The sequence below is a fragment of the Agromyces laixinhei genome, assembly GCF_006337065.1.
GTDB classification, from domain to species: domain Bacteria; phylum Actinomycetota; class Actinomycetes; order Actinomycetales; family Microbacteriaceae; genus Agromyces; species Agromyces laixinhei.
This window is the reverse complement of the sequence record NZ_CP040872.1, coordinates 3,349,073-3,368,408: the sequence shown is the minus strand read 5'-3', so window position 1 is coordinate 3,368,408 and position 19,336 is coordinate 3,349,073. Positions and strand designations below refer to the sequence as shown.

General features: G+C 69.5%; 17 protein-coding genes and 1 tRNA gene. 8 read left to right on the top strand and 10 right to left on the bottom strand.

The window, feature by feature from the left end:
- Positions 1–3 precede the first annotated feature (3 nt).
- From FHG54_RS15900 to FHG54_RS15875, 5 genes are all read right to left on the bottom strand, one after another.
- The gene (locus FHG54_RS15900) at positions 4–642 is read right to left on the bottom strand and encodes a response regulator (protein WP_139418142.1); all 639 of its coding nucleotides are present in this window, start codon (positions 640–642) and stop codon (positions 4–6) included.
- Entirely contained in the window at positions 639–1,838 is a 1,200-nt protein-coding gene (locus FHG54_RS15895) for a sensor histidine kinase (RefSeq protein WP_139418141.1), read from the bottom strand. The genes FHG54_RS15900 and FHG54_RS15895 overlap by 4 nt, the downstream gene beginning before the upstream one ends.
- Positions 1,839–1,859: 21 nt before the next feature.
- A complete protein-coding gene (locus FHG54_RS15890) occupies positions 1,860–2,669 on the bottom strand; it encodes an ABC transporter permease (protein WP_232333649.1) in 810 nt (269 codons plus the stop codon).
- Positions 2,666–3,556: an ABC transporter ATP-binding protein gene (locus FHG54_RS15885; RefSeq protein ID WP_139418139.1), complete on the bottom strand. Its 891-nt coding sequence runs from the start codon at positions 3,554–3,556 to the stop codon at positions 2,666–2,668. Before FHG54_RS15885 ends, FHG54_RS15890 begins: the two co-directional genes overlap by 4 nt.
- Positions 3,557–3,847: 291 nt before the next feature.
- Complete coding sequence (locus FHG54_RS15875; protein ID WP_420837419.1) at positions 3,848–4,513, bottom strand: LysE/ArgO family amino acid transporter; 666 nt, start codon at positions 4,511–4,513, stop codon at positions 3,848–3,850.
- Positions 4,514–4,585: 72 nt separating this feature from the next.
- Between FHG54_RS15875 and FHG54_RS15870 the strand changes: the two genes are divergently transcribed.
- Entirely contained in the window at positions 4,586–5,494 is a 909-nt protein-coding gene (locus FHG54_RS15870) for a LysR family transcriptional regulator ArgP (protein ID WP_139418136.1), read from the top strand.
- 12 nt (positions 5,495–5,506) lie between these two features.
- Here FHG54_RS15870 and FHG54_RS15865 read toward each other — a convergent pair whose 3' ends face one another.
- Positions 5,507–6,733: a pyridoxal phosphate-dependent aminotransferase gene (locus FHG54_RS15865; protein WP_139418134.1), complete on the bottom strand. Its 1,227-nt coding sequence runs from the start codon at positions 6,731–6,733 to the stop codon at positions 5,507–5,509.
- 252 nt (positions 6,734–6,985) lie between these two features.
- Between FHG54_RS15865 and FHG54_RS15860 the strand changes: the two genes are divergently transcribed.
- Entirely contained in the window at positions 6,986–10,057 is a 3,072-nt protein-coding gene (locus FHG54_RS15860; protein ID WP_168197213.1) for a family 20 glycosylhydrolase, read from the top strand.
- Between the two features lie 250 nt (positions 10,058–10,307).
- The gene (locus tag FHG54_RS15855; protein ID WP_168197212.1) at positions 10,308–11,495 is read left to right on the top strand and encodes an LPXTG cell wall anchor domain-containing protein; all 1,188 of its coding nucleotides are present in this window, start codon (positions 10,308–10,310) and stop codon (positions 11,493–11,495) included.
- A gap of 62 nt (positions 11,496–11,557) precedes the next feature.
- Here the strand turns inward: FHG54_RS15855 and dgt are convergent, their stop codons facing one another.
- Complete coding sequence (gene dgt, locus FHG54_RS15850; RefSeq protein ID WP_139418129.1) at positions 11,558–13,075, bottom strand: dGTP triphosphohydrolase; 1,518 nt, start codon at positions 13,073–13,075, stop codon at positions 11,558–11,560.
- 241 nt (positions 13,076–13,316) lie between these two features.
- On the opposite strand from dgt, the gene FHG54_RS15845 reads away from it, so the two are divergent.
- The 5 genes from FHG54_RS15845 to rplA all read left to right on the top strand — a co-directional run bounded on the left by FHG54_RS15845 (position 13,317) and on the right by rplA (position 16,090).
- Positions 13,317–13,389: transfer RNA gene (locus FHG54_RS15845), tRNA-Trp, on the top strand.
- A gap of 40 nt (positions 13,390–13,429) precedes the next feature.
- A complete protein-coding gene (secE, locus tag FHG54_RS15840) occupies positions 13,430–13,705 on the top strand; it encodes a preprotein translocase subunit SecE (protein WP_139418128.1) in 276 nt (91 codons plus the stop codon).
- A gap of 66 nt (positions 13,706–13,771) precedes the next feature.
- A complete protein-coding gene (gene nusG, locus FHG54_RS15835) occupies positions 13,772–14,695 on the top strand; it encodes a transcription termination/antitermination protein NusG (RefSeq protein WP_139418127.1) in 924 nt (307 codons plus the stop codon).
- Positions 14,696–14,872: 177 nt separating this feature from the next.
- Positions 14,873–15,301: a 50S ribosomal protein L11 gene (gene rplK / locus FHG54_RS15830; protein WP_022891467.1), complete on the top strand. Its 429-nt coding sequence runs from the start codon at positions 14,873–14,875 to the stop codon at positions 15,299–15,301.
- 99 nt (positions 15,302–15,400) lie between these two features.
- Positions 15,401–16,090, top strand: coding sequence for a 50S ribosomal protein L1 (rplA, locus tag FHG54_RS15825; protein WP_139418125.1), 690 nt, complete (start codon positions 15,401–15,403; stop codon positions 16,088–16,090).
- A gap of 106 nt (positions 16,091–16,196) precedes the next feature.
- On the opposite strand, the gene FHG54_RS15820 is transcribed toward rplA, so the two are convergent.
- Genes FHG54_RS15820 through treF form a run of 3 tightly spaced genes read right to left on the bottom strand, consistent with a single transcriptional unit; the run spans position 16,197 to position 19,332 of the window.
- Positions 16,197–17,495: an FAD-dependent monooxygenase gene (locus FHG54_RS15820; protein ID WP_210415443.1), complete on the bottom strand. Its 1,299-nt coding sequence runs from the start codon at positions 17,493–17,495 to the stop codon at positions 16,197–16,199.
- Entirely contained in the window at positions 17,492–17,761 is a 270-nt protein-coding gene (locus FHG54_RS15815) for an acylphosphatase (protein ID WP_139418123.1), read from the bottom strand. The genes FHG54_RS15820 and FHG54_RS15815 overlap by 4 nt, the downstream gene beginning before the upstream one ends.
- Positions 17,758–19,332: an alpha,alpha-trehalase TreF gene (treF, locus tag FHG54_RS15810; protein WP_139418121.1), complete on the bottom strand. Its 1,575-nt coding sequence runs from the start codon at positions 19,330–19,332 to the stop codon at positions 17,758–17,760. The genes FHG54_RS15815 and treF overlap by 4 nt, the downstream gene beginning before the upstream one ends.
- Positions 19,333–19,336 lie beyond the last annotated feature (4 nt).

Sequence of the window (19,336 nt, the reverse complement as noted above, 5' to 3'; positions counted from 1 at the left end):
AACTCAGAGCAGTCCGAGCTCCATCGCCCGGGTCACCGCGCGGGTTCGGTCGCCGACCTCGAGCTTCTCGAAGACGTGCAGCAGGTGCGTCTTCACGGTCGCCTCGCCGATGAAGAGCTCGCGCGCGATCTCGGGATTCGAACGCCCATCGGCGACGAGCCGCAGCACCTGCACCTCGCGTGGCGAGAGCGTCGGCGAAGCGGATGCCGCAGCCGCCGTGCCGGCCCGCACCCGGGAGACGAGCTTGGCGGCGATCGTCGGAGCGAGCACGGTCTCGCCCGCGGCGACGGCCCGAATGCCCGCGACGATCTCGGCCTGCGGTGCCGCCTTCAGCAGGTACCCGCTCGCACCGGCCTCGATCGCGGCGAGGATGTGGTCGTCGGTCTCGTACGTCGTGAGCACGAGCACGCGGGTGCCCGGCACCTCGGCGAGAATGCGCGCGGTCGCGGCGGCGCCGTCGAGTTGCGGCATCCGAAGGTCCATGAGCACGAGGTCGGGGCGTTCGGATGCCGCGACCGCCACCGCGTCGGCGCCGTCGGCGGCCTCGCCGACGACCTCGAGACCCTGCTCGGACTCGAGCAGGCCCACGATGCCGGCGCGCACGATCGGGTGGTCGTCGGCGACGACGATGCGGATGCTCATGTGCGGCCTTCCTGTGCGGGGTCGGTCGGGGCCGGGCCGGCATCCGCTCGGGGAATGCCGACGCGCAGCACCGTGCCGCCGTCGTCGCCTGCTTCGATCGCGAACGAGCCGCCGACGAGGGCGGAGCGATCTCGTATGCCGGCGAGCCCGAATCCCGAGGTGCCGGGCGCCGCAGCCCCCGGCCCGACGCCGTCGTCGGAGACCGTGAGCACGACCTCGCCGTCGACGGACTCCACGGTCACGGCGGAATGGCGGGCCCCGGCGTGCTTGCGCACGTTCGCGAGCCCCTCCTGCGCCGAACGCAGCAGCACGACCTCGTGCTCGCGGCTGAGACCGGTCGCGCTCGCCGACACCGTCACGACGACGCCGGTCTCACGCTCGAAGCTCGCCGCGAGCCGGGCGAGCGCGTCGCCGAGCCCGGCCCCAGGCTCGACCGGCGCGAGCGAGGCGACGAGGCCGCGGGCCTCGGTGAGTGCCTCACGCGCCATCTGCTCCATGAGCTCGACGTCGGCGCGAGCGGATGCCGCGGCCTCGCCGGCGACGCCCTCGAGCCGTGTGCCCGTGCGCTGGGCCACCATGACGAGCCCGGTGAGGCTCTGCGCGATCGTGTCGTGGATCTCGCGCGCGAGCCGCGCCCGCTCATCGGTCACTCCTGCGTCGCGGTGCATCGCGGCGAGCTGGCCCTGGGCCGACTGCAGTTCGTCGAGCAGGCGGCCCCGCTCTTCGCCGTAACTGGCGATGCGCGTGATCCAGAGCCCGAGGGCGATGCTGAAGCCGCCCGAGATCGCCGCGCTGATGAGCCCCGCGATGACGCCGGCGGCGCCGAAATGCACGACGTACCCCGACGCGAGCGCAGTGGCGATGAGCAGGTTCGACACGATCGCGCTGCGGATCGAGGGAGCGGTCGTCCAGATGAACGGGTAGACGAACACCTGCACGATCGCGAACGACGGTTCGAACGCGGCACCGACGCCCACGAGCACGGCGAACGCGATCGAGACGACGATGTGGGGTGCGAGGCGATCGGCTCCGAGTCGGGTGCGCGCGTAGGCGAAGTAGAAGACGAGGAACGCGGCCGTCGTCGCCCAGACGCCCCAGTCGTTCGGTCCGTAGGGCGGCGGGTCGAACAGGGTGAAGGCCACGATGACGGATGCCACGGCGATCGCCGCGACATCCCACCATCGTCTGTTCAGCATGCTGCGAGTTTCGCACGTGGGTCACGCGTCGCGCCGGATCCACCGGAAGGTGAGGCGCGACAGCACGAAGCCGACGACGAGCCAGATGCCGAGCGCGATCGCGACACCTGCGAGGTTCCACGAGCCGTTCTGCTCGAGCGCCTCCCAGCCCTCAGGCAGGAACACGGAGCGCATACCCTGGGCGATCCACTTGAGGGGGAACAGGCTCGCGAAGTTCTGCAGCCATTCGGGCAGCATGTTCCACTGCAGGTACACGCCCGAGATGAACTGCAGGATCAGTCCGATCGGGATCACGACCGCGGCGGCGCTCTTGCCCGAGCGAGGCAGCGCCGAGAGGGCGATGCCGAGCAGGGCGCACGTCGTGAGGCCGAGCACGAACACCCACGCGAAGGTGAGCCATTTCTCGGGCTCGGTCGGCAGCGCGATGCCGAGCACGAGCCAGCCGGCGAGGATCAGCAGCCCGGCCTGCAGCGTGCCGGTGACGAAGACCTGGCCGATCTTTCCGGCGAAGTACCCGACGGGTGAGAGGGGCGTGCCGCCCAACCGCTTCAGCGTGCCGTTCGACTTCTCCAGGGCGATATCGACGGCGAGGTTCTGCACGCCCGACAGGAAGATGCCGGCAGAGATCATCGCCGGCAGGTACAGGGCCGCGATCGAGATCTCAGCCCCAGGGGGGCCGATCTCGCCCTGCGCGCTGAACGCGGCCGAGAAGATCGCGAGCATCACGAACGGGAAGAGGAAGGTGAAGAAGAGCGTGTCGGCGGCTCGGAAGTAGGTCTTCGTCTCGACGCCGATGCGCGACGTGCCCTGGGTCATCAGGTTGGTGCTCATGCGAGCGTCTCCTCTTCAGTCGTCTCGGGCTCCACGCTCTGCACGAGCCCCAGGTAGATGTCTTCGAGCGTCGGCCGGATCACTTCGAGGCCGTCGGGTTCGCGGCCGAGTTCGGCGACGACGGATGCCACGCGCAGCCCCGGCTCGTCGGTGCGCACTTCGTGCGTGGCTCCTGTGGCATCCCGCCAGCGCACGAGGGGAGTGCGCGCGGCCGCGCCGCCGATCTCGTCGATCGAGCCGAGGTCGACGAGCCGCCCGCCGGCGATGACGCCGGCGCGATCGGCGAGCTGTGCGGCCTCGTCGAGGTAGTGCGTGGTGAGCAGGATCGTCGTGCCCTCGGCCTTCAGCGAGCGGATGAGCCCCCAGAACTGCCGCCGCGCCTCGGGGTCGAAGCCCGTCGTCGGTTCGTCGAGGAAGAGCAGTTCGGGCCGCCCGACGATGCCGAGCGCGACGTCGACGCGGCGCTGCTGGCCGCCCGAGAGTTTGGCGATGCGGGTCTTCGCCTTCGCCTCGAGCCCGACCGCGGCGATGACCTCGTCGATGTCGCGCGGGTGCGGGTAGAGGGAGGCGAAGTGCCGCAGCAGCTCGGTGACGGTGAGGAGCCCGGTCTCGCCGCTCGTCTGCAGCACGATGCCGATGCGCGACTTCCAGTCGAGACCGCCGCGCGCCGGGTCGACGCCGAGCACGCTCACCTCGCCCGAGGTTCGGAGGCGGTAGCCCTCGAGGATCTCGACCGTGGTCGACTTGCCGGCGCCGTTCGGGCCGAGCAGGGCGAACGTCTCGCCGTGGGCGATGTCGAGATCGAGATCGTCGACGGCGGTCACCTCGCCGTAGACCTTGCGGAGCCCGCGGATCCGCACCGCGGCATCCGTGTGTGTGTTGTCCATGCTCCGAGCATGCCGCGCGGCGGCCGCGGCCGGCAGCCCCCGACGGACCGATTTCGACCATCCACCGGTCGGGGGATGCGCAGACTCTCCTGTTGATGCGTCCCGTGCATCAACAGGAGAGTCTGCGGGTGATGGTCGGCCCGCGAGCGTCGCTGGGCGGGAGTCGCTGGGCGAGAGCCGGTGGGGCGAGGGTCGGTGGGGCGAGGGTCGGTGGGGCGAGGGTCGGTGGGGCGAGCGTCGGTGGGGCGAGCGTCGGTGGGGCGAGGGTCGGTGGGGGGCCGGCCCCTCGAGTCAGCGCGGCAGCACGAGCATGACGCCGAGCCCGACCATGACGACCGCGATGACCGCATCGAGCACCCGCCATGCGCGCGGGCTCGCGAGCACGCCGCCGAGCAGCCGCGCGCCGTAGGCGAGGCCGAAGAACCAGACGAGGCTCGCGACACCGGCTCCCGCGGCGAAGGCCCAGCGGCCGTCTCCGTGCGTGTTGGCGACCGAGCCGAGCAGGAACACCGTGTCGAGGTAGACGTGCGGGTTCAGCCAGGTGAGGGCGAGGCAGGTCAGCACCGCAGCCGCGAGCCCGGTGCCGGTGTGCCGCCGGGTGAGCGTCGTCGTCGCGCCCGAGTCGGTGCCGTGCCGGGGCTCCGGCGCGGTCGCGTCGAGTGCCTGCCCGTTCGGGCGAAGCGCGCGGCGCGCGGCGAGCACTCCGTACGCGACGAGGAACGCCGCACCCGCCCACCGGATGACGTCGACGAGCCACGGCACGGCCGCGAGCACGACGCCGACGCCCGAGACGCCGACCATGATCAGCGCGAGGTCGCTCAGCGCGCAGATGGCCGTCACCGCGAAGACGTGCTCGCGCCGGATGCCCTGGCGCATCACGAAGACGTTCTGCGCGCCGATCGCGACGATGAGCGAGAGGCCGAGGCCGAAGCCGGCGAGCGCGGAGGAGAGGGGCACGAGAATGACCGTAGGCGGCGCGGTGGCTTCATGCCAGCTCAAGATTCTTCATTGGCATTAGCATGGCTTCAGATGGAGATTCCGTTCGACCTCGCCCGCACCCTCGCCGTCGTCATCGACGAGGGCACCTTCGACGCGGCGGCACGGCGGTTGCGCATCACGCCGTCGGCGGTCTCCCAGCGCGTCAAGGCACTCGAGCAGCAGCTCGGGCGCGTGCTCGTCGTGCGCTCGAAGCCGGCCCGGGCCACCGAGGCCGGTGCACCCATCGTGCGACTCGCGCGCCAGGTCGCGCTGCTCGAACACGACGCCCTCGCCGAGTTCGGGCTCGACGAGGCATCCGCTCGGCCGATCTCGCTCGCCCTCGCGGTCAATGCCGACTCGCTCGCGACGTGGTTCCTTCCGGCGCTGGCCCGCGTGGGGGAGCGCCGCTCCGTCGTGTTCGACCTGCACCGCGACGATCAGGACTTCACCGCGGGGCTGCTCGAGTCGGGCACGGTGCTGGGTGCGGTGACCTCGCAGTCCGCCCCGGTGGCCGGATGCCTCGTGCGCCCCCTCGGCGTGATGCGCTACGAGGCCGTGGCCACGCCCGCGTTCGCGGAGCGCTGGAGCCTCATGTCACATGCCGCTGCGCACGCTGCGCACGCTGCGCTCGCCGAGGCGCCGCTCGTCGATTTCGACCGACGCGACGACCTGCAACGCGCACACCTGTCGGCATGCGGCGTCGACCCCGACGGGCCGCCGCGGCACTTCGTGCCGGCGTCGAGCGATTTCGCGTCGGCGGTCAAGCTCGGGCTCGGCTGGGGCATGCTGCCCGGGATCCAGGCGGCCGACGAGCTCGAACGCGGCGCCCTCGTGCGCATCGGCGGCACGCCGATCGACGTGCCGCTCTTCTGGCAGCAGTGGAACCTGCGCTCGGCTCTGCTGACCGCCGTCGCCGACGAACTGGCGGTCGAGGCGCGCACCGCGCTCGCGAACCCGTGAGGCCGGGCCGGACTACGCGAAGAGTCGCTGCAGGCGCTGCACACCCTCGAGCAGCGGGGCGTCGCCGAGCGCGTAGCTGAGACGCAGGTAGCCCGAGGGGCCGAATGCCTCGCCGGGCACCGCAGCCACCTCGGCCTGGTCGAGGATCAGGTCGGCGAGTTCGAGCGAGGTCGTGGGCGTGACCCCGCCCCAGGTTCGGCCGAGCAGGCCCGTGACGTCGGGGTAGACGTAGAACGCTCCCTCGGGCACCGGCACCGTGAGCCCGTCGATCTTCGAGAGCTCGGCGACGATCGTGCGGCGGCGACGGTCGAAGGCCCGGCGCATCTCCTCCACGGCGTCTTGGGGGCCGTTCAGCGCTGCGATCGCCGCGCGCTGCGAGATGTTCGACACGTTCGACGAGAGATGCGACTGCAGGTTCGCGGCGCCCTTGATGATGTCGGCGGGCCCCACCATCCAGCCGAGCCGCCAGCCGGTCATCGCATAGGTCTTCGCGACGCCGTTGACGAGGATCGTCTGGTTGGCGAGCTCGGGCACGGCTTCGACGATGGAGGCGGCGCGCGGCGCAGGGGCATCCGCATCGCCGTCGATCGGCCCGTACGTCAGGTTCTGGTAGATCTCGTCGGAGACGACCCAGAGGCCGTGCTCGAGCGCCCACTCGCCGATCGCACGGGTCTGCTCGGGTGAGTACACCGCGCCCGTCGGGTTCGACGGTGAGACGAAGAGCAGCACCTTCGTGCGGTCGGTGCGGGCGGCCTCGAGCTGTTCGACCGTGACGAGGTAGCCCTGGTCGGCGCCCGCGAACACGTCGACCTGGCGACCGCCGGCGAGCTTGATCGCCTCGGGGTAGGTGGTCCAGTACGGCGCAGGCACGAGCACCTCGTCGCCCGGGTCGAGGAGCGCCTGGAACGCCTGGTAGACCGCCTGCTTGCCACCGTTGGTCACGACGACCTGACCGGGCGAGACCTCGAGGCCCGAGTCGCGAAGCGTCTTCGCGGCGACGGCCTCGCGCAGATCGGGAAGGCCCGCCGCCGGGGTGTAGCGGTAGTTCTTCGGGTCGTGCGTCGCCGCGAGCGCCGCCTCGACGATGTACTCGGGCGTGGCGAAGTCGGGCTCGCCCGCCGCGTACGAGATGACCGGGCGCCCCTCGGCCTGGAGGGCCTTCGCCTTCGCATCGACCTTGAGGGTCGCAGACTCGGCGATGGCGGCGATACGGGCGGACAGGCGCGGCTTCTCGGTCACCCCATCAGCCTAGAGCGAGCGGATGCCCCGTGCCATGACTTCACCGCCATGTGTCACGGGTTGTGGTTGCCGCCCGACATGTTCTCGATATCAAGCGCGACTTCGCGTCGAGCGACGGTTCGTGCGCTCTGTTCCGAGATTTCCCCGTCATATGGTTGACGGATACGCCGCGACCTCTCTATGTTTGCGTAAACAATTGCTCGCACAACGATGTCGTTGATTGGACCTCGTTGCCGGAACGAAGGGTCCATCTTGGACACCACATTGCATGGCAGACGACGCGGTGCGCTCGGTGCGCTGGCCGCGTCGGGGCTCACCATCCTGCTCCTCGCAGGCACCCTGACGAACGCCTCACCGGCATCGGCGGCCGTCGAGCTGCCCGACGTCATCCCCTCCATCGAGGGCTGGACCCCGGCCGAGGGCGTGTTCACGGTCGACGCCGACCCCGCGGTCGTCACCGATGGCACGAGCGAGCGCATCGACGAGCTCGCCGAACTGTTCCGTGACGAGCTCGCGGTCGACCACCCGGGCACGACGCTCGGCTCGGGCGCTGCGGCATCCGGAGACATCGAGTTGCAGCTCGATGCGTCGCGCGACGACCTCGGCACCGAAGGCTACGAACTCGTGGTCGACGACACGATCACCGTCACCGCAGCCGAACCCGCAGGCGTGCTCTACGGCACCCGGACCGTGCTGCAGATGCTCGGCCAGCAGAGCGAACTGCCCGGCGGATCGCTCATCGACGTGCCCGAGTACGAGGAGCGCGGCGTCACGGTGTGCGCGTGCGTCATCAACATCTCGCCCGAGTTCATCGACCGGCTGATCGAGGAGATGTCGTTCCTCAAGCTCAACACCCTGATGCTCGAACTCAAGGTCAAGGTCGACGGGTACCCCGAGACGAACACCTGGTCGTACTACACGAAAGACGACATCCGCACCCTCGTCGAGAAGGCGGCGGCGTACGGCATCGAGGTGATCCCCGAGATCAACTCGCCCGGCCACATGGAGATCTGGCTCGAGAACCTGCCCGAGCTCCAGTTGACCAATCCCACGACCGGGGCGAAAGACGAAGTCCGCATGGACATCACCAAGGACGAGTCGTTCGAGTTCTACACCGACCTCATCGACGAGTACGCCGAGGTCTTCACCGCCGACAGCTGGCACATGGGCGCCGACGAGTACATGCTCGGCTCGGGCTACGCCAACTACCCGCAGATCCGCGAGTTCGCCGAGGCGAAGTTCGGTGCCGGGGCGACCGAAGACGACGTCGTCGCGTGGTACATCAACCGCATCGACGAGTACGTGAAGTCGACGGGCAAGGAGCTGCGCATCTGGAACGACGGCGTCATGACGACGAACCAGTTCGAGCAGGTCGACCCCGACATCGTGGTCGAGCACTGGAACCAGGCCGGCTCCTCGGTGCGGCCGCAGCAGTTCCTCGACTGGGGACACGAGGTCGTCAACAACTCGAACTCGCTCTACATGGTGCGCGGCGGCTACGGCGTGAACAGCCGCGGCCTCTACAACTCGGCGTGGACCCCCGAGGTCTTCTACGGTCAGACGGTCACGAGCGGCACCGAGCAGATTCGCGGCGCACGCATGAGCATCTGGCCGGATGCCGGAACCCCCGCCGAGGCCGAGAACACCACCGAGGCGCGCATGTTCGAACCGCTGCGCTTCGTCGCGCAGTCGACGTGGTCGGGCACTCGCCCGTGGGCGACGTTCGACGCGTTCCGAGCGGCGATGGACACCATCGGGCACACCCCGCTGTGGGAGAGCGCCGAGCGTCAGCCGCTTCCCGGCGGCGCCTTCACGGTGGCCGGCGCCGACGGCGAGGGATCACTGGTCATCGACGCTGCCGGTGCGCTCGCCCTCGGCGACGACGCCGCGCAGTTGTCGTTCGCGCCCACCGCAGACGGGTACTACACCGTCACCGCGCCCGACGGGCGCTGTCTCGACCTCTCACGCGACGGCACCATGCGTCTCGGCGTGCCGGTCGAGATCGGCATCGGCGCCCAGTTCGCCGCGTGCGCGAACACGACGCTGCAGAAGTGGCAGCTGCGCGCGGTCGACGGCGGCTACACCGTGGCGAACGCCGCGAGCCAGCAGTTCGTCTCGGTCTCGGCCGGCCTGGTCGACGTGCCCGTCTCGCACGCGGCGCCGAAGACGGTCGCCGACGGGCTCGTCGTGCAGACACCCGGTGACTGGGGCAAGACGGTGTGGAAGATCACGGGCGATGTCGCGATGCACGCCACCCCGGCCGCGATCACGGCGGCGCCGGGCGACGAGACCGCCGTCACCGTGACAGCGACGAACACGTCCGATGCGGATGTCACCGGTGCCACGGTGCGCGTCGCGGCGACGCCGGCCGGCTGGTCGGCCGAGCCCGGCTCGATCGAGGTCGGCGACCTCGCGCAGGGCGCGAGCGTCGAGGCGGCGTTCACCCTGCACAACGCATCCGCGGCGACGGGATCGGGCGAGTTCGTCTTCGAACTCGTCGACGACGCGGGAGCGGTCGTGGCGCGGGCGACGGCGGCGACGAACGCGATCTGCACCACCGAGCAGCTCACTCCGAGCGCGATCGCCGCGGTCTCGAGCCAGCAGACGTCGGGCGAGCCCGCCCCGAACGGTCCGGCGGCCGCCGCGATCGACGGCAACCCCGCCACCTACTGGCACTCGCAGTGGTCGCCGACCGAGGCGCAGTACCCTCACTCGATCGTCGTCGACCTCGGCGCCGAACAGTCGGTGTGCGGCGTCTGGTACACGGGCCGGTCGAGCACCGGCACCGGCGGGGCCAACGGTCGTATCGCGAACTACGAGGTCTACACCTCGTCGACGGTCGCGACTGTCGACGGCGCGTGGGGCGAGCCGGTGGTGAGCGGCACCTTCGTCGACAACGCGGACGCGCAGCTCGCTCCCTTCGGACCGACGACGGCGCGATACGTCAAGCTCGTCGCGACGAGCGAGGTGAACGGGAACCCGTGGGCGACCGTCGGCGAGCTCGCCGTTGCGGGGCCTGCGGTGGTCGTGCCGGAGGTACAGGTCGATGTCGTGGCCGAGACGCGATGCGTCGGCTCGAAGGCATACGTCACCGTCAAGGCGACGAACCGCGAAGACGAGCCGGTCTCGCTCGAGATGACCACCGCGCACGGTGAGAAGTCGTTCGCGAGCGTGGCGGCGGGCAAGAACGCGGTGCACTCGTTCACGACGCGCCTGGCGAGCGTGCCGGCGGGAACGGCCACCGTCGAGGTGAGCGCGACGCTCAACGGGGCTGCGGTCACCTCGACCCTCACCGCGGCCTACGACGCACGCTCCTGCGGCTGAGTCGCAGTCGGTGATCCGACGGATGCCCCGGGCCCGCGCCGCACGCGCGCCCGGGGCATCGCCGACCCTTCGGCGCGATGGATCGAGCCCGTGTCGCCCGAACGGGGGGTGTTTCCGGAGAGAGTCCTCCGCATAGTCTCATCGTGAACATATGCATCCGAATCGAGCTGCGCCGTGTGCGCGGCTCGATCCATGTCTGCATGCACTTCACGTGCCCTCAGCGAAGACCCACACAGAACAGGACCCATTCATGGCCCTCGAACGACGTACGACCAGATTCGCCGCCATCGGCGCCGCCATCGCGATGGGCGGTGGCCTGGCACTCGTCGGCGCCGCGCCGGCGCAGGCCTTCGATTCCCCTGAGGTGGCCGAGTACGTCGCGGCCGCCGACATCCGCCCCGATGAATCGACGTACGTCGGCTGGCACGACGGCGCCGCAGCGGGGGGTTCGTTCGCCGACGCCACCGACGGCGATTGGGGACTCGACCTCGCCGGCAAGGTGCAGGTCCTCAACGGCTTCGACGAGGACGCCGACAACGGCGACCTGCGCGACCTGATCGCCGGCGGCATCCAGTGGAGCGCGAGCAACGCCTACTTCCAGATCCCGCTCTTCTACGACGACGCTGCCGGCGCACAGCAGTACACGACCCTACGTCCGGCGGATCCGGTCCAGAGCTATGCCGACCTCGGCCAGCAGTGGACGACGAGCAAGGCGATCGCCGGAACCGCATACGCCGCGAACGCCACCGACACCCTCGAGAACCTGCTCGCCGCGATCGAGGGTGCGAACCCCGCCGCCGACGACATCACGCTGCTCGGCTACGGCGTCTTCGTCAATAGCGGTGCGACCGGCAACCTGTACAGCATCAAGTGGGGCTCGCAGCTGACCCTCTTCGGTCAGCCCGAGGCCGCACCGGAGCTCGGCGCAGCTCCCTTCGCCGACTCCACCGCGCTCGCCGAGTACATCGAGAACGAGTACCAGGGCACGATCTATGACGGCGGCACGTTCACGCAGGGCACTGCCGGTCAGCTCTCCGTCGACATGGGCGAGGCATGGGAAGGCGCCGGCGCATGGGCGGCGTTCACCTTCTTCAACGTGTACGCGTACTCGACTCCCGTTCCCGTCGGCGTGTACCAGACCGACAACACCGGGCTCCTCACCGTGCCGCTGTCGGTTGAGACGCTCGCCGCGCTCACGCCCGGCGAGCACCTGGTCACGGTGACCTACGCGATCGGCAGCAGCGAGGAGGCGCAGAACTACGCCGACGCGATCGTGAAGATCAACGTCCTCGCAGCGCCCGCCACGGGTGCCGGCGCGGCCGGGCCCGCCCTCGCCGAGACCGGCTTCGACGCGACCCTGCCGCTCGTCGGCGGTGCACTGCTGCTCGCAGCCGGTGCGGTGCTCGTCTACCGTCGTCGCGCAGGCGCTTCGGCCTGACACCGAGTAACGGCTTCGGGGCCGTGCAGATGCCACGCGGCATCCGCACGGCCCCGTTTCGTTCAGAGGTTCTGGCCGATGTCCCAGAGCCGGTCGGGGCGGCCGTCGAGCGCCTCCGACACCGCGAGGGCCTGATCGTCGGAGAGCGAGGCGACGTAGTCGATCACCCCGCGGCCGACTCCGAGACGGCGCACATCGCCGGCCGCGGGGATCGGGACGCCGTCGGGGCGACCGTCGCGGAGCGACGCGTATCCGTCGGTCGCGATCTCCACGAGTTCCTTCAGCCGCTGCGGCACGCGGTCGCGATCGTGCTCGTCGGTCGCCCACGCGGTGAGCCCCTTGACGGCGCGCGCGAGCACCCGGCTGAGCCCGCGCTGGTACATGACGATGTCGGCCCGGTCGAGGATGAAGTGCCGGTGCACGAACTTCAGGATCTCGACCTCGTGCCAGGCGCGGCGGTCGAGGGTCACGAGGCCCGAGCGCGCGACGTCGTGCGGCGCAGGCACGACTGACGACTGCAGGTGGCTGATCCAGCGATTCGTGAACGACGAGAGCGCCCGCTCCGAGGCGATCGATCCGTCGAAGGGCGTCGCGAGCAGTCCGTCGACGAGGTCGTCGGCCACGACGGCGACGGCCTCGGCGAAGGCGTCGTCGTCGGCGACCCACGGGTCGTCGCGAGCGAACTTGCGGCGCAGCGACTCGAGGGCGCTGCCGGGCGGGGCCGTGCGCGCGGTGAGGGCCGCGCCGTCGAGCGCGCGGAGCTTCGACCCGGTCATCGCCCAGCCGCGGAACTCCCGCGCGACGGCGCCCTGGCTGAGCACGCCGGCGCGGTAGAAGTCGTCGACATCGTGGATCGAGTAGGCGACGTCGTCGGCGATGTCCATGATCGAGCACTCGAGCGACTGCTGCATGGGCGGAAGCCCGGATCGCGCCTGCTCGAGATCGAGGGCATCGATGCCGTAGGCCGAGTACTTCACGACCTCGATGCCCTGCTCGGTGCGCCGCAGCCCGCGCGGCAGCGGCCCGGTGCCCAGCGACGCCGCGTCGACGTATCGCGTCCACGGATACTTCGCGACGGCCGTACGCACGGCGGCCGTGAGGTTGAGCCCGAGCGGCGCGGCCGCGCTCACGTCGAGGGCCGTGAGGATCCGGTAGCTCTGCGCATTGCCCTCGAAGCCGTCGACGAGCCCGAGGGTCTCGCGTGAGAGGCGGTCGAGCACGCGCTCGCCGAGGTGGCCGAAGGGCGGGTGCCCGAGGTCGTGGGCGCTCGCGGCGGCCTGCACGACGACGGCATCGCAGCCGTGCTCGAGTGCGAAGTCACGGGCCGGCGACGCGGCATCCGACAGCTTCACCGCGATCGCCCGCGCGACCGCGGTGACCTTGATCGAGTGCGTGAGCCGGTTGTGGATGAGGGGGCCGGCCCCCGGCTGTGCGATCACCTGGGTGACGGCGGAGAGGCGCGAGAAGTACGGCGAGAACCTGATGCGCTCGAGGTCGAGGCGGAACTGCGAATGCTCCCCGGTGACGTCCGCGCTGCTGCGCGGCTCGGGGACGAGGCGCGACGCGCGGTCGATGGTCATACGCCCAATCTATGCCGATCGGGCCGTGGAGGAAGGGTGCACGGATGTGTCGGACTGCCGCCGCGCGCCGGGGCATCCGCTCGGCTTTACTCTGCCTTCGGCGTCGCATACACTTGGTGAGGTTGCTGAAGTCAGCCAAGATTCTCTGCGCCTATTTTCGGGCCATCACCTGGTGAGAAACGTGAAGAATCGTGGCGCTCGGCAACCGGTGGAAGAGTCCCGGTCGCCCGGGGCGATCCATAGGGCGGTGGCTCAATTGGTAGAGCAGCGGTCTCCAAAACCGCAGGTTGCAGGTTCGAGTCCTGTCCGCCCTGCGAGCCGGCAGCGATTGCCGGCCCATGAAAGGTGTACGAGGTGGCACGCAAAGTAATCGACGAACCGAGTGAAGACGTCGTCGCCAACGCGAAGCGCGAACGCGCATCGCGTCGGAACCCCTTTTCGCGCGTCGCCCTGTTCATCCGGCAGGTCATCGCCGAACTGAAGAAGGTCGTCACGCCGACCCGCAAAGAGCTCATCAGTTTCACGACTGTCGTGCTCGTGTTCGTCATCATCATGATGGCGATCGTGTGGGTGTTCGACCAGGTGTTCAGCGTGGCAGTGCTGTACGTCTTCGGAACACCGGGGGTCTGATCGGGCCTTCGGGTTCGACGGATCCGGTTCGCCGCTGGCGCACCGGAGAAAAGGAATTGAGAAGAAGTGTCAAGGACTGAGCGCGACGACGTCGACTGGGCCACGGCTGCCGAGCAGTCGGCCGAAGACGACGAGGCGCAGACGGGCAAGGTGCTCGAGCACGACGAGCACGCGGTCGAAGCGGCCGAGCACCGTGCCGTGCACGTCGTCGACGACGGCGAAGAGGTCGATCTCGATGCGGTGCTCGACGCGATCGCCGAGTCGAACGACCCCGAGGCCGACGCCGTGGTCGACGACGCTCTCGACATCGACTCGGCCGACGAGGCCGAGGCCGCTGCCGAAGCCGTCATCGAAGAAGACGAAGAAGAGACCGACCCGTACGCGGAGTTCCGCGCCGAGCTTCGTTTCCTCCCCGGCAAGTGGTACGTCATCCACTCCTACGCGGGCTTCGAGCGCCGCGTGAAGGCGAACATCGAACAGCGCCGTGAGTCGATGGCCATGGCCGACTACGTCTACCAGGTCGAAGTGCCGATGGAAGACGTCGTCGAGATCAAGAACGGCCAGCGCAAGATGGTCACGCGCGTCCGCATCCCCGGCTACGTGCTCGTGCGCATGGACCTCAACGAGGACTCGTGGTCGGTCATCCGCCACACCCCGGGCGTGACCGGCTTCGTCGGCAACGCGCACAACCCGACCCCCCTTCGCTTCGAAGAGGCCTTCGGCATGCTGAAGAGCCTCGTCGAGATCAAGGATGTCGCCCCAGTGAAGGGCGCGAAGGCGGGCGCCGCCACCGGCGCAGCCCGTGCGATCCCCGCCGAGGTCGACTTCGAGGTCGGCGAGACGATCACCATCAAGGACGGCTCGTTCGCGGGCCTGCCAGGCACGATCAGCGAGATCAAGCCCGAGAGCGGCAAGCTCATCGTGCTCGTCTCGCTCTTCGAGCGCGAGACCCCGGTCGAGCTCAGCTTCGACCAGGTCACCAAGCTCTAGGCACCACCCAGACAGCACGCAGCGGCCCTCCGGTACACTCGGAGGGTTGTGCTGCGTCAGGCACGTGCTTGTTCAGGCGTTTCCGACGCAAGACACCAGATCACCGCCTCCCGGAACGGCCGGGGGTGCGGGAGAGTGCCCCGGCAACCGGGGCGTTCGAACAGAAAGAGAGAAATCATGGCACCGAAGAAGAAGGTCACCGGTCTGATCAAGCTTCAGATCAAGGCCGGCGCCGCGAACCCGGCCCCGCCCATCGGCCCGGCCCTGGGTCAGCACGGCGTGAACATCATGGAGTTCTGCAAGGCCTACAACGCGGCGACCGAAGCCCAGCGCGGCAACGTCATCCCCGTTGAGATCACGGTCTACGAAGACCGTTCGTTCACCTTCATCCTGAAGACCCCGCCCGCCGCCGAGCTCATCAAGAAGGCTGCCGGCGTCGCCAAGGGTTCCGGCGTGCCGCACACCACCAAGGTCGGCAAGCTGACCCAGGCACAGGTGCGCGAGATCGCCGAGTCGAAGATGGTCGACCTGAACGCGAACGACCTCGACGCAGCGTCGAAGATCATCGCGGGCACCGCTCGCTCGATGGGCATCACGGTCGAATAGGCCCGACGGATGCCACGCGGCATCCGCTCACCAGACACTCAGCATCAGTGGCAGCGCCCGCCAGGCGCAGATGACCACACTCTCTCAAGGAGAAACAACATGGCACAGAAGTCCAAGGCCTACCGCGCCGCGGCCGAGAAGATCGAAGACGGCAAGTTCTACACCCCGAGCGAGGCCGTCGGCATCGCGAAGGAGACCGGCTCGGCGAAGTTCGACTCGACCATCGAGGTCGCCCTGAAGCTCGGCGTCGACCCCCGCAAGGCAGACCAGATGGTGCGCGGCACCGTCATCCTCCCGCACGGCACCGGCAAGACCGCCCGCGTCATCGTGTTCGCGACCGGCCCTGCGGCCGAGGCCGCGATCGCGGCGGGCGCCGACGAGGTCGGCGGCGCCGAGCTCATCGAGAAGGTCGCCGGTGGCTACACCGCGTTCGACTCGGCGGTCTCGACCCCCGAGCTCATGGGCCAGGTCGGCCGTCTCGGCAAGGTGCTCGGCCCCCGCGGTCTCATGCCGAACCCGAAGACCGGCACCGTGACCCCCAACGTCGGCCAGGCCGTCTCCGACATCAAGGGCGGCAAGATCGAGTTCCGCGTCGACAAGCACGCCAACGTGCACTTCGTCGTCGGCAAGGCCTCCTTCACGAAGGAGCAGCTCGAGGAGAACGCCAACGCCGCCCTCGAAGAGGTGCTGCGTCTGAAGCCGTCGAGCTCGAAGGGCCGCTACATCCAGAAGGGCGCCGTGTCGACCACGTTCGGCCCCGGTATCCCGCTGGACGTCAACGCCATCTGAGCCACGCTCTCGTGAACGGGTCCGTCGCATTCGCGGCGGGCCCGTTCTGTGTCTTTCGGATGTCGCGGAGGTGCGGGGCTCCGCGTGCCGGCGTGCCGTCAGCGTCTCAGACGGTCGACGAGAGCGGTGCGCGCAGGGGGCCGTAGGCCTCCTGGTACGTGCGCGGACCGAGCACGGGCCCGACCAGGTTGCGAAGCCAGATCGGAAGGCCGGCGAGACGGGACAATCTCTCGGTCGCCGCCTCGACGAGTTCGACGCGAGGGCGGCGGAGCCGCTCGAACTCGGCGCCGACGACCGTCCAATCGGAACGCTCGGCGAGCAGCCCGGCGAGCACCAGGGCGTCCTCGAGCGCAAGGCCGGCGCCCTGCGCCCAGACCGGCCCCATGGAGTGGGCGGCGTCGCCGATCAGCGCGATGCGACCGAGGCTCCAACGCTCCGCGCGCACCACCTCGACGGGCGAATGATAGGGCCGGCCCGGATGAGTCAGGGCTGCATCGACCGCATCGCGGACCGGAGCGGGGAAGGCCCGTGACGTGTTCGCCAACCAGTCGGGGTTGTCAATCGCGGCGCCGCGCCGAGTGGTCGAGGCGTAGCCGTAGACATGCTTGTCGTCGATCGGAATCAAGAGGAATGTTCCGTCTCGGCCTGTCCAGGCCGTCCAGCAGGCCACCCCCGGGTTCGGTGCTTGGAATCGCCAGCTCGCGGACGACATGCGGGACGGTTGCAGGCCCGCCTCGCCGGTCACCGCCCCTCGCGTCGTCGAGTGCACGCCGTCAGCGCCGACGACGAACCCGAACGCTTCGGCCGCGCCGTTGCCGAGCCGGACTCGGACGGTGGCACCGGCGGATTCAGCACGGACAAGAGGGTTGCCCCAGCGCACCGTCGCCGGGTCCGTTCCGGCCCGAAGAAGATCGAGCAACGTCGAGCGGCGGAGGCAGACGGACGAGGCGACGCCCTTCCAGAAGTCACGCTCGTCGACATCGAACAGGAGCCGGCCGGACGACGTTCGGTACTCCCGCCGTACGATCGGCCGACCGGATCGCACGGCTTCGTCACCCACCCCGAGCGCGTCGAGCGCCCGAACCGCATTGCCCGGCAGGTTGATGCCGAGAACGGATGTCGGCGGCGGCGTCTCCAGACGTTCGACCAGCGTGTACGGCACGCCGCGCAGCGACAGTGCTCGGGCCGCGCCGAACCCGGCGACGCCGCCGCCGACTACGAGCACGCGCTCGGACATCAGCCGCTCGGCTGACCGCCGCTGGGCCGTGGGGTGATGGGTCGATCCATATCCGAAACCTATCAACGACCGCTCGGCGGCGCATCGGGAGAACTCCCCACTTCGACCCATTTCGGTGAGTTCGACCCGTTTCGGTGGCGAGTGCGTGCAGAACTGCTGGGGGCTCACTCGGCGATGCGGAACCCGCGCTCACCGCTCGGCTCGCGCGCCGAGACATCCGTGCGCTCGACGATCGCGCCGGGCGGGCCGGTCGCGAGCCAGTCGAGCATCGCGGCGACGGATGCCTCTTCGCCCTCGACCTCGGCCTCGACCACGCCGCCCCGTCGATTGCGCACCCACCCGGCGACGCCGAGTCGTTCGGCCTCGCGGCGCGCGGAGAAGCGGAACCCCACGCCCTGCACGATGCCGTGCACGAGCACGCGTCTGCGGATCATCCGTCTACCGTACGACCGCGCAGCAGATGGCGCGTCACGCCGTTGGTCCAGCCGAAGCCGTCTTGCAGCGGGTACTCGCCGCCGCCGCCGCCGAAGGTCTGGTCGGGGTCGGGCACGAGCGTGTACTTCTCGACGAGCTTCGTCTCGCGGCGGTAGAGCGCGCCCACCGTCTGCAGCCATCGCTCGGTGATCTCGTTCGCGAAGTCGGTGTGCCCGTATCGTCGCAGGCCCGCGATCGCGAGGCACTGCAACGGGGCCCATCCGTTCGGCTTGTCCCACTGCTCGCCGCTCTCGTGTTCGCTGGTGCCGATGCCGCCCGGGCGGAGCAGGCGATCGCGCAGCGCAACGGCGACGCGATCGGCCTGCATGGGGCTTGCCGCACCCACGAAGAGCGGCATGACCGTGGCCGTCGTCAGCGGCTCACGCGGGGCGGCCAGCTCCCAGTCGAAGTCGAGATAGGCGCCCGCGTCGTCATTCCACAACCAGCGGTCGATCGCCGTGCGACGGTGCTCGGCGAGCGTGCGGTAGTGCTGCGCCGTGCCATGATCGCCCGCCGCGTCGCTCTGCCGTGCGATCACGGCCTCGAGCTGCAGCAGCAGGCCGTTGAGATCGACCGGCACGATCTTCGTGGTGCGGATGCTCGAGAGGTCGCTCGGGTCGGCGCACCAGCGCGAGGAGAAGTCCCAGCCCGAGGCTGCACAGGCGCGAAGTTCTCGGTAGACCTCGTGGCTCGGCCGTCTCGACCCCTGCGCTGTGAGCACGTCGGCCAGGTACATCTCCTCACGCGGGGCGTCGCTGCGATCCCAGTACCGGTTGAGCAGGCTGCCGTCTTCGAGGCGCACGCAGTGGTTGCGCACCTCGCCGGGTCGAAGCCGGTCGGAGCCCTCGGTCCACCAGCGGTGTTCGAGCATCAGCTGCGGAAGGAACTCCGCCGTCTCGCCGATGCCGTGCTCGGCGAGGAGTTCGACCATCAGCACGAACACCGGCGGTTGGGAGCGGCCGAGGTAGTACGTTCGGTTGCCGTTCGGCACGTGACCGTAGGTGTCGATCAGGAACGCGAAGTCCTCCACCATCGAACGCACGAGGTCGAAGCGGCCGCTCTCGGCGAGCCCGAGCATGGTGAAGTACGAGTCCCAGTAGTAGATCTCGCGGAACCGGCCGCCGGGCACGACGTACGGCTCGGGCAGTGCCAGCACCGAACTCGCCGGCGGATGCGACGTCGGCTCCCTCGTGAGCACCGGCCAGAGATCGTCGATATGTTCCGCGAGCGACCTCCCGGGCGCGGCGATGTACTCGCTCGACGCAGCGGCAGGAGGGGCGAAGTGCTTCGCGACGAACGCCCCGAGGTCGAACCCCTCGCGTCGGACGTCGGCACGGTACTGCTCGAGGATGTCGAGCGGGCGGCCGCGAGGTACGGCATCCACGAAGGTCTTGCCGTCGTCGAAGACACGTTCCATCTGCACGGCGACGAAGAGCTCTTGATAGCGGTCGGCGGGCGTGAGCGTATCGGCCGCCGCGACCGCCGCGAGATGGGCCTCGCGGCGCGCTGCCGCAACACGGGGGAGTTCCACAGCA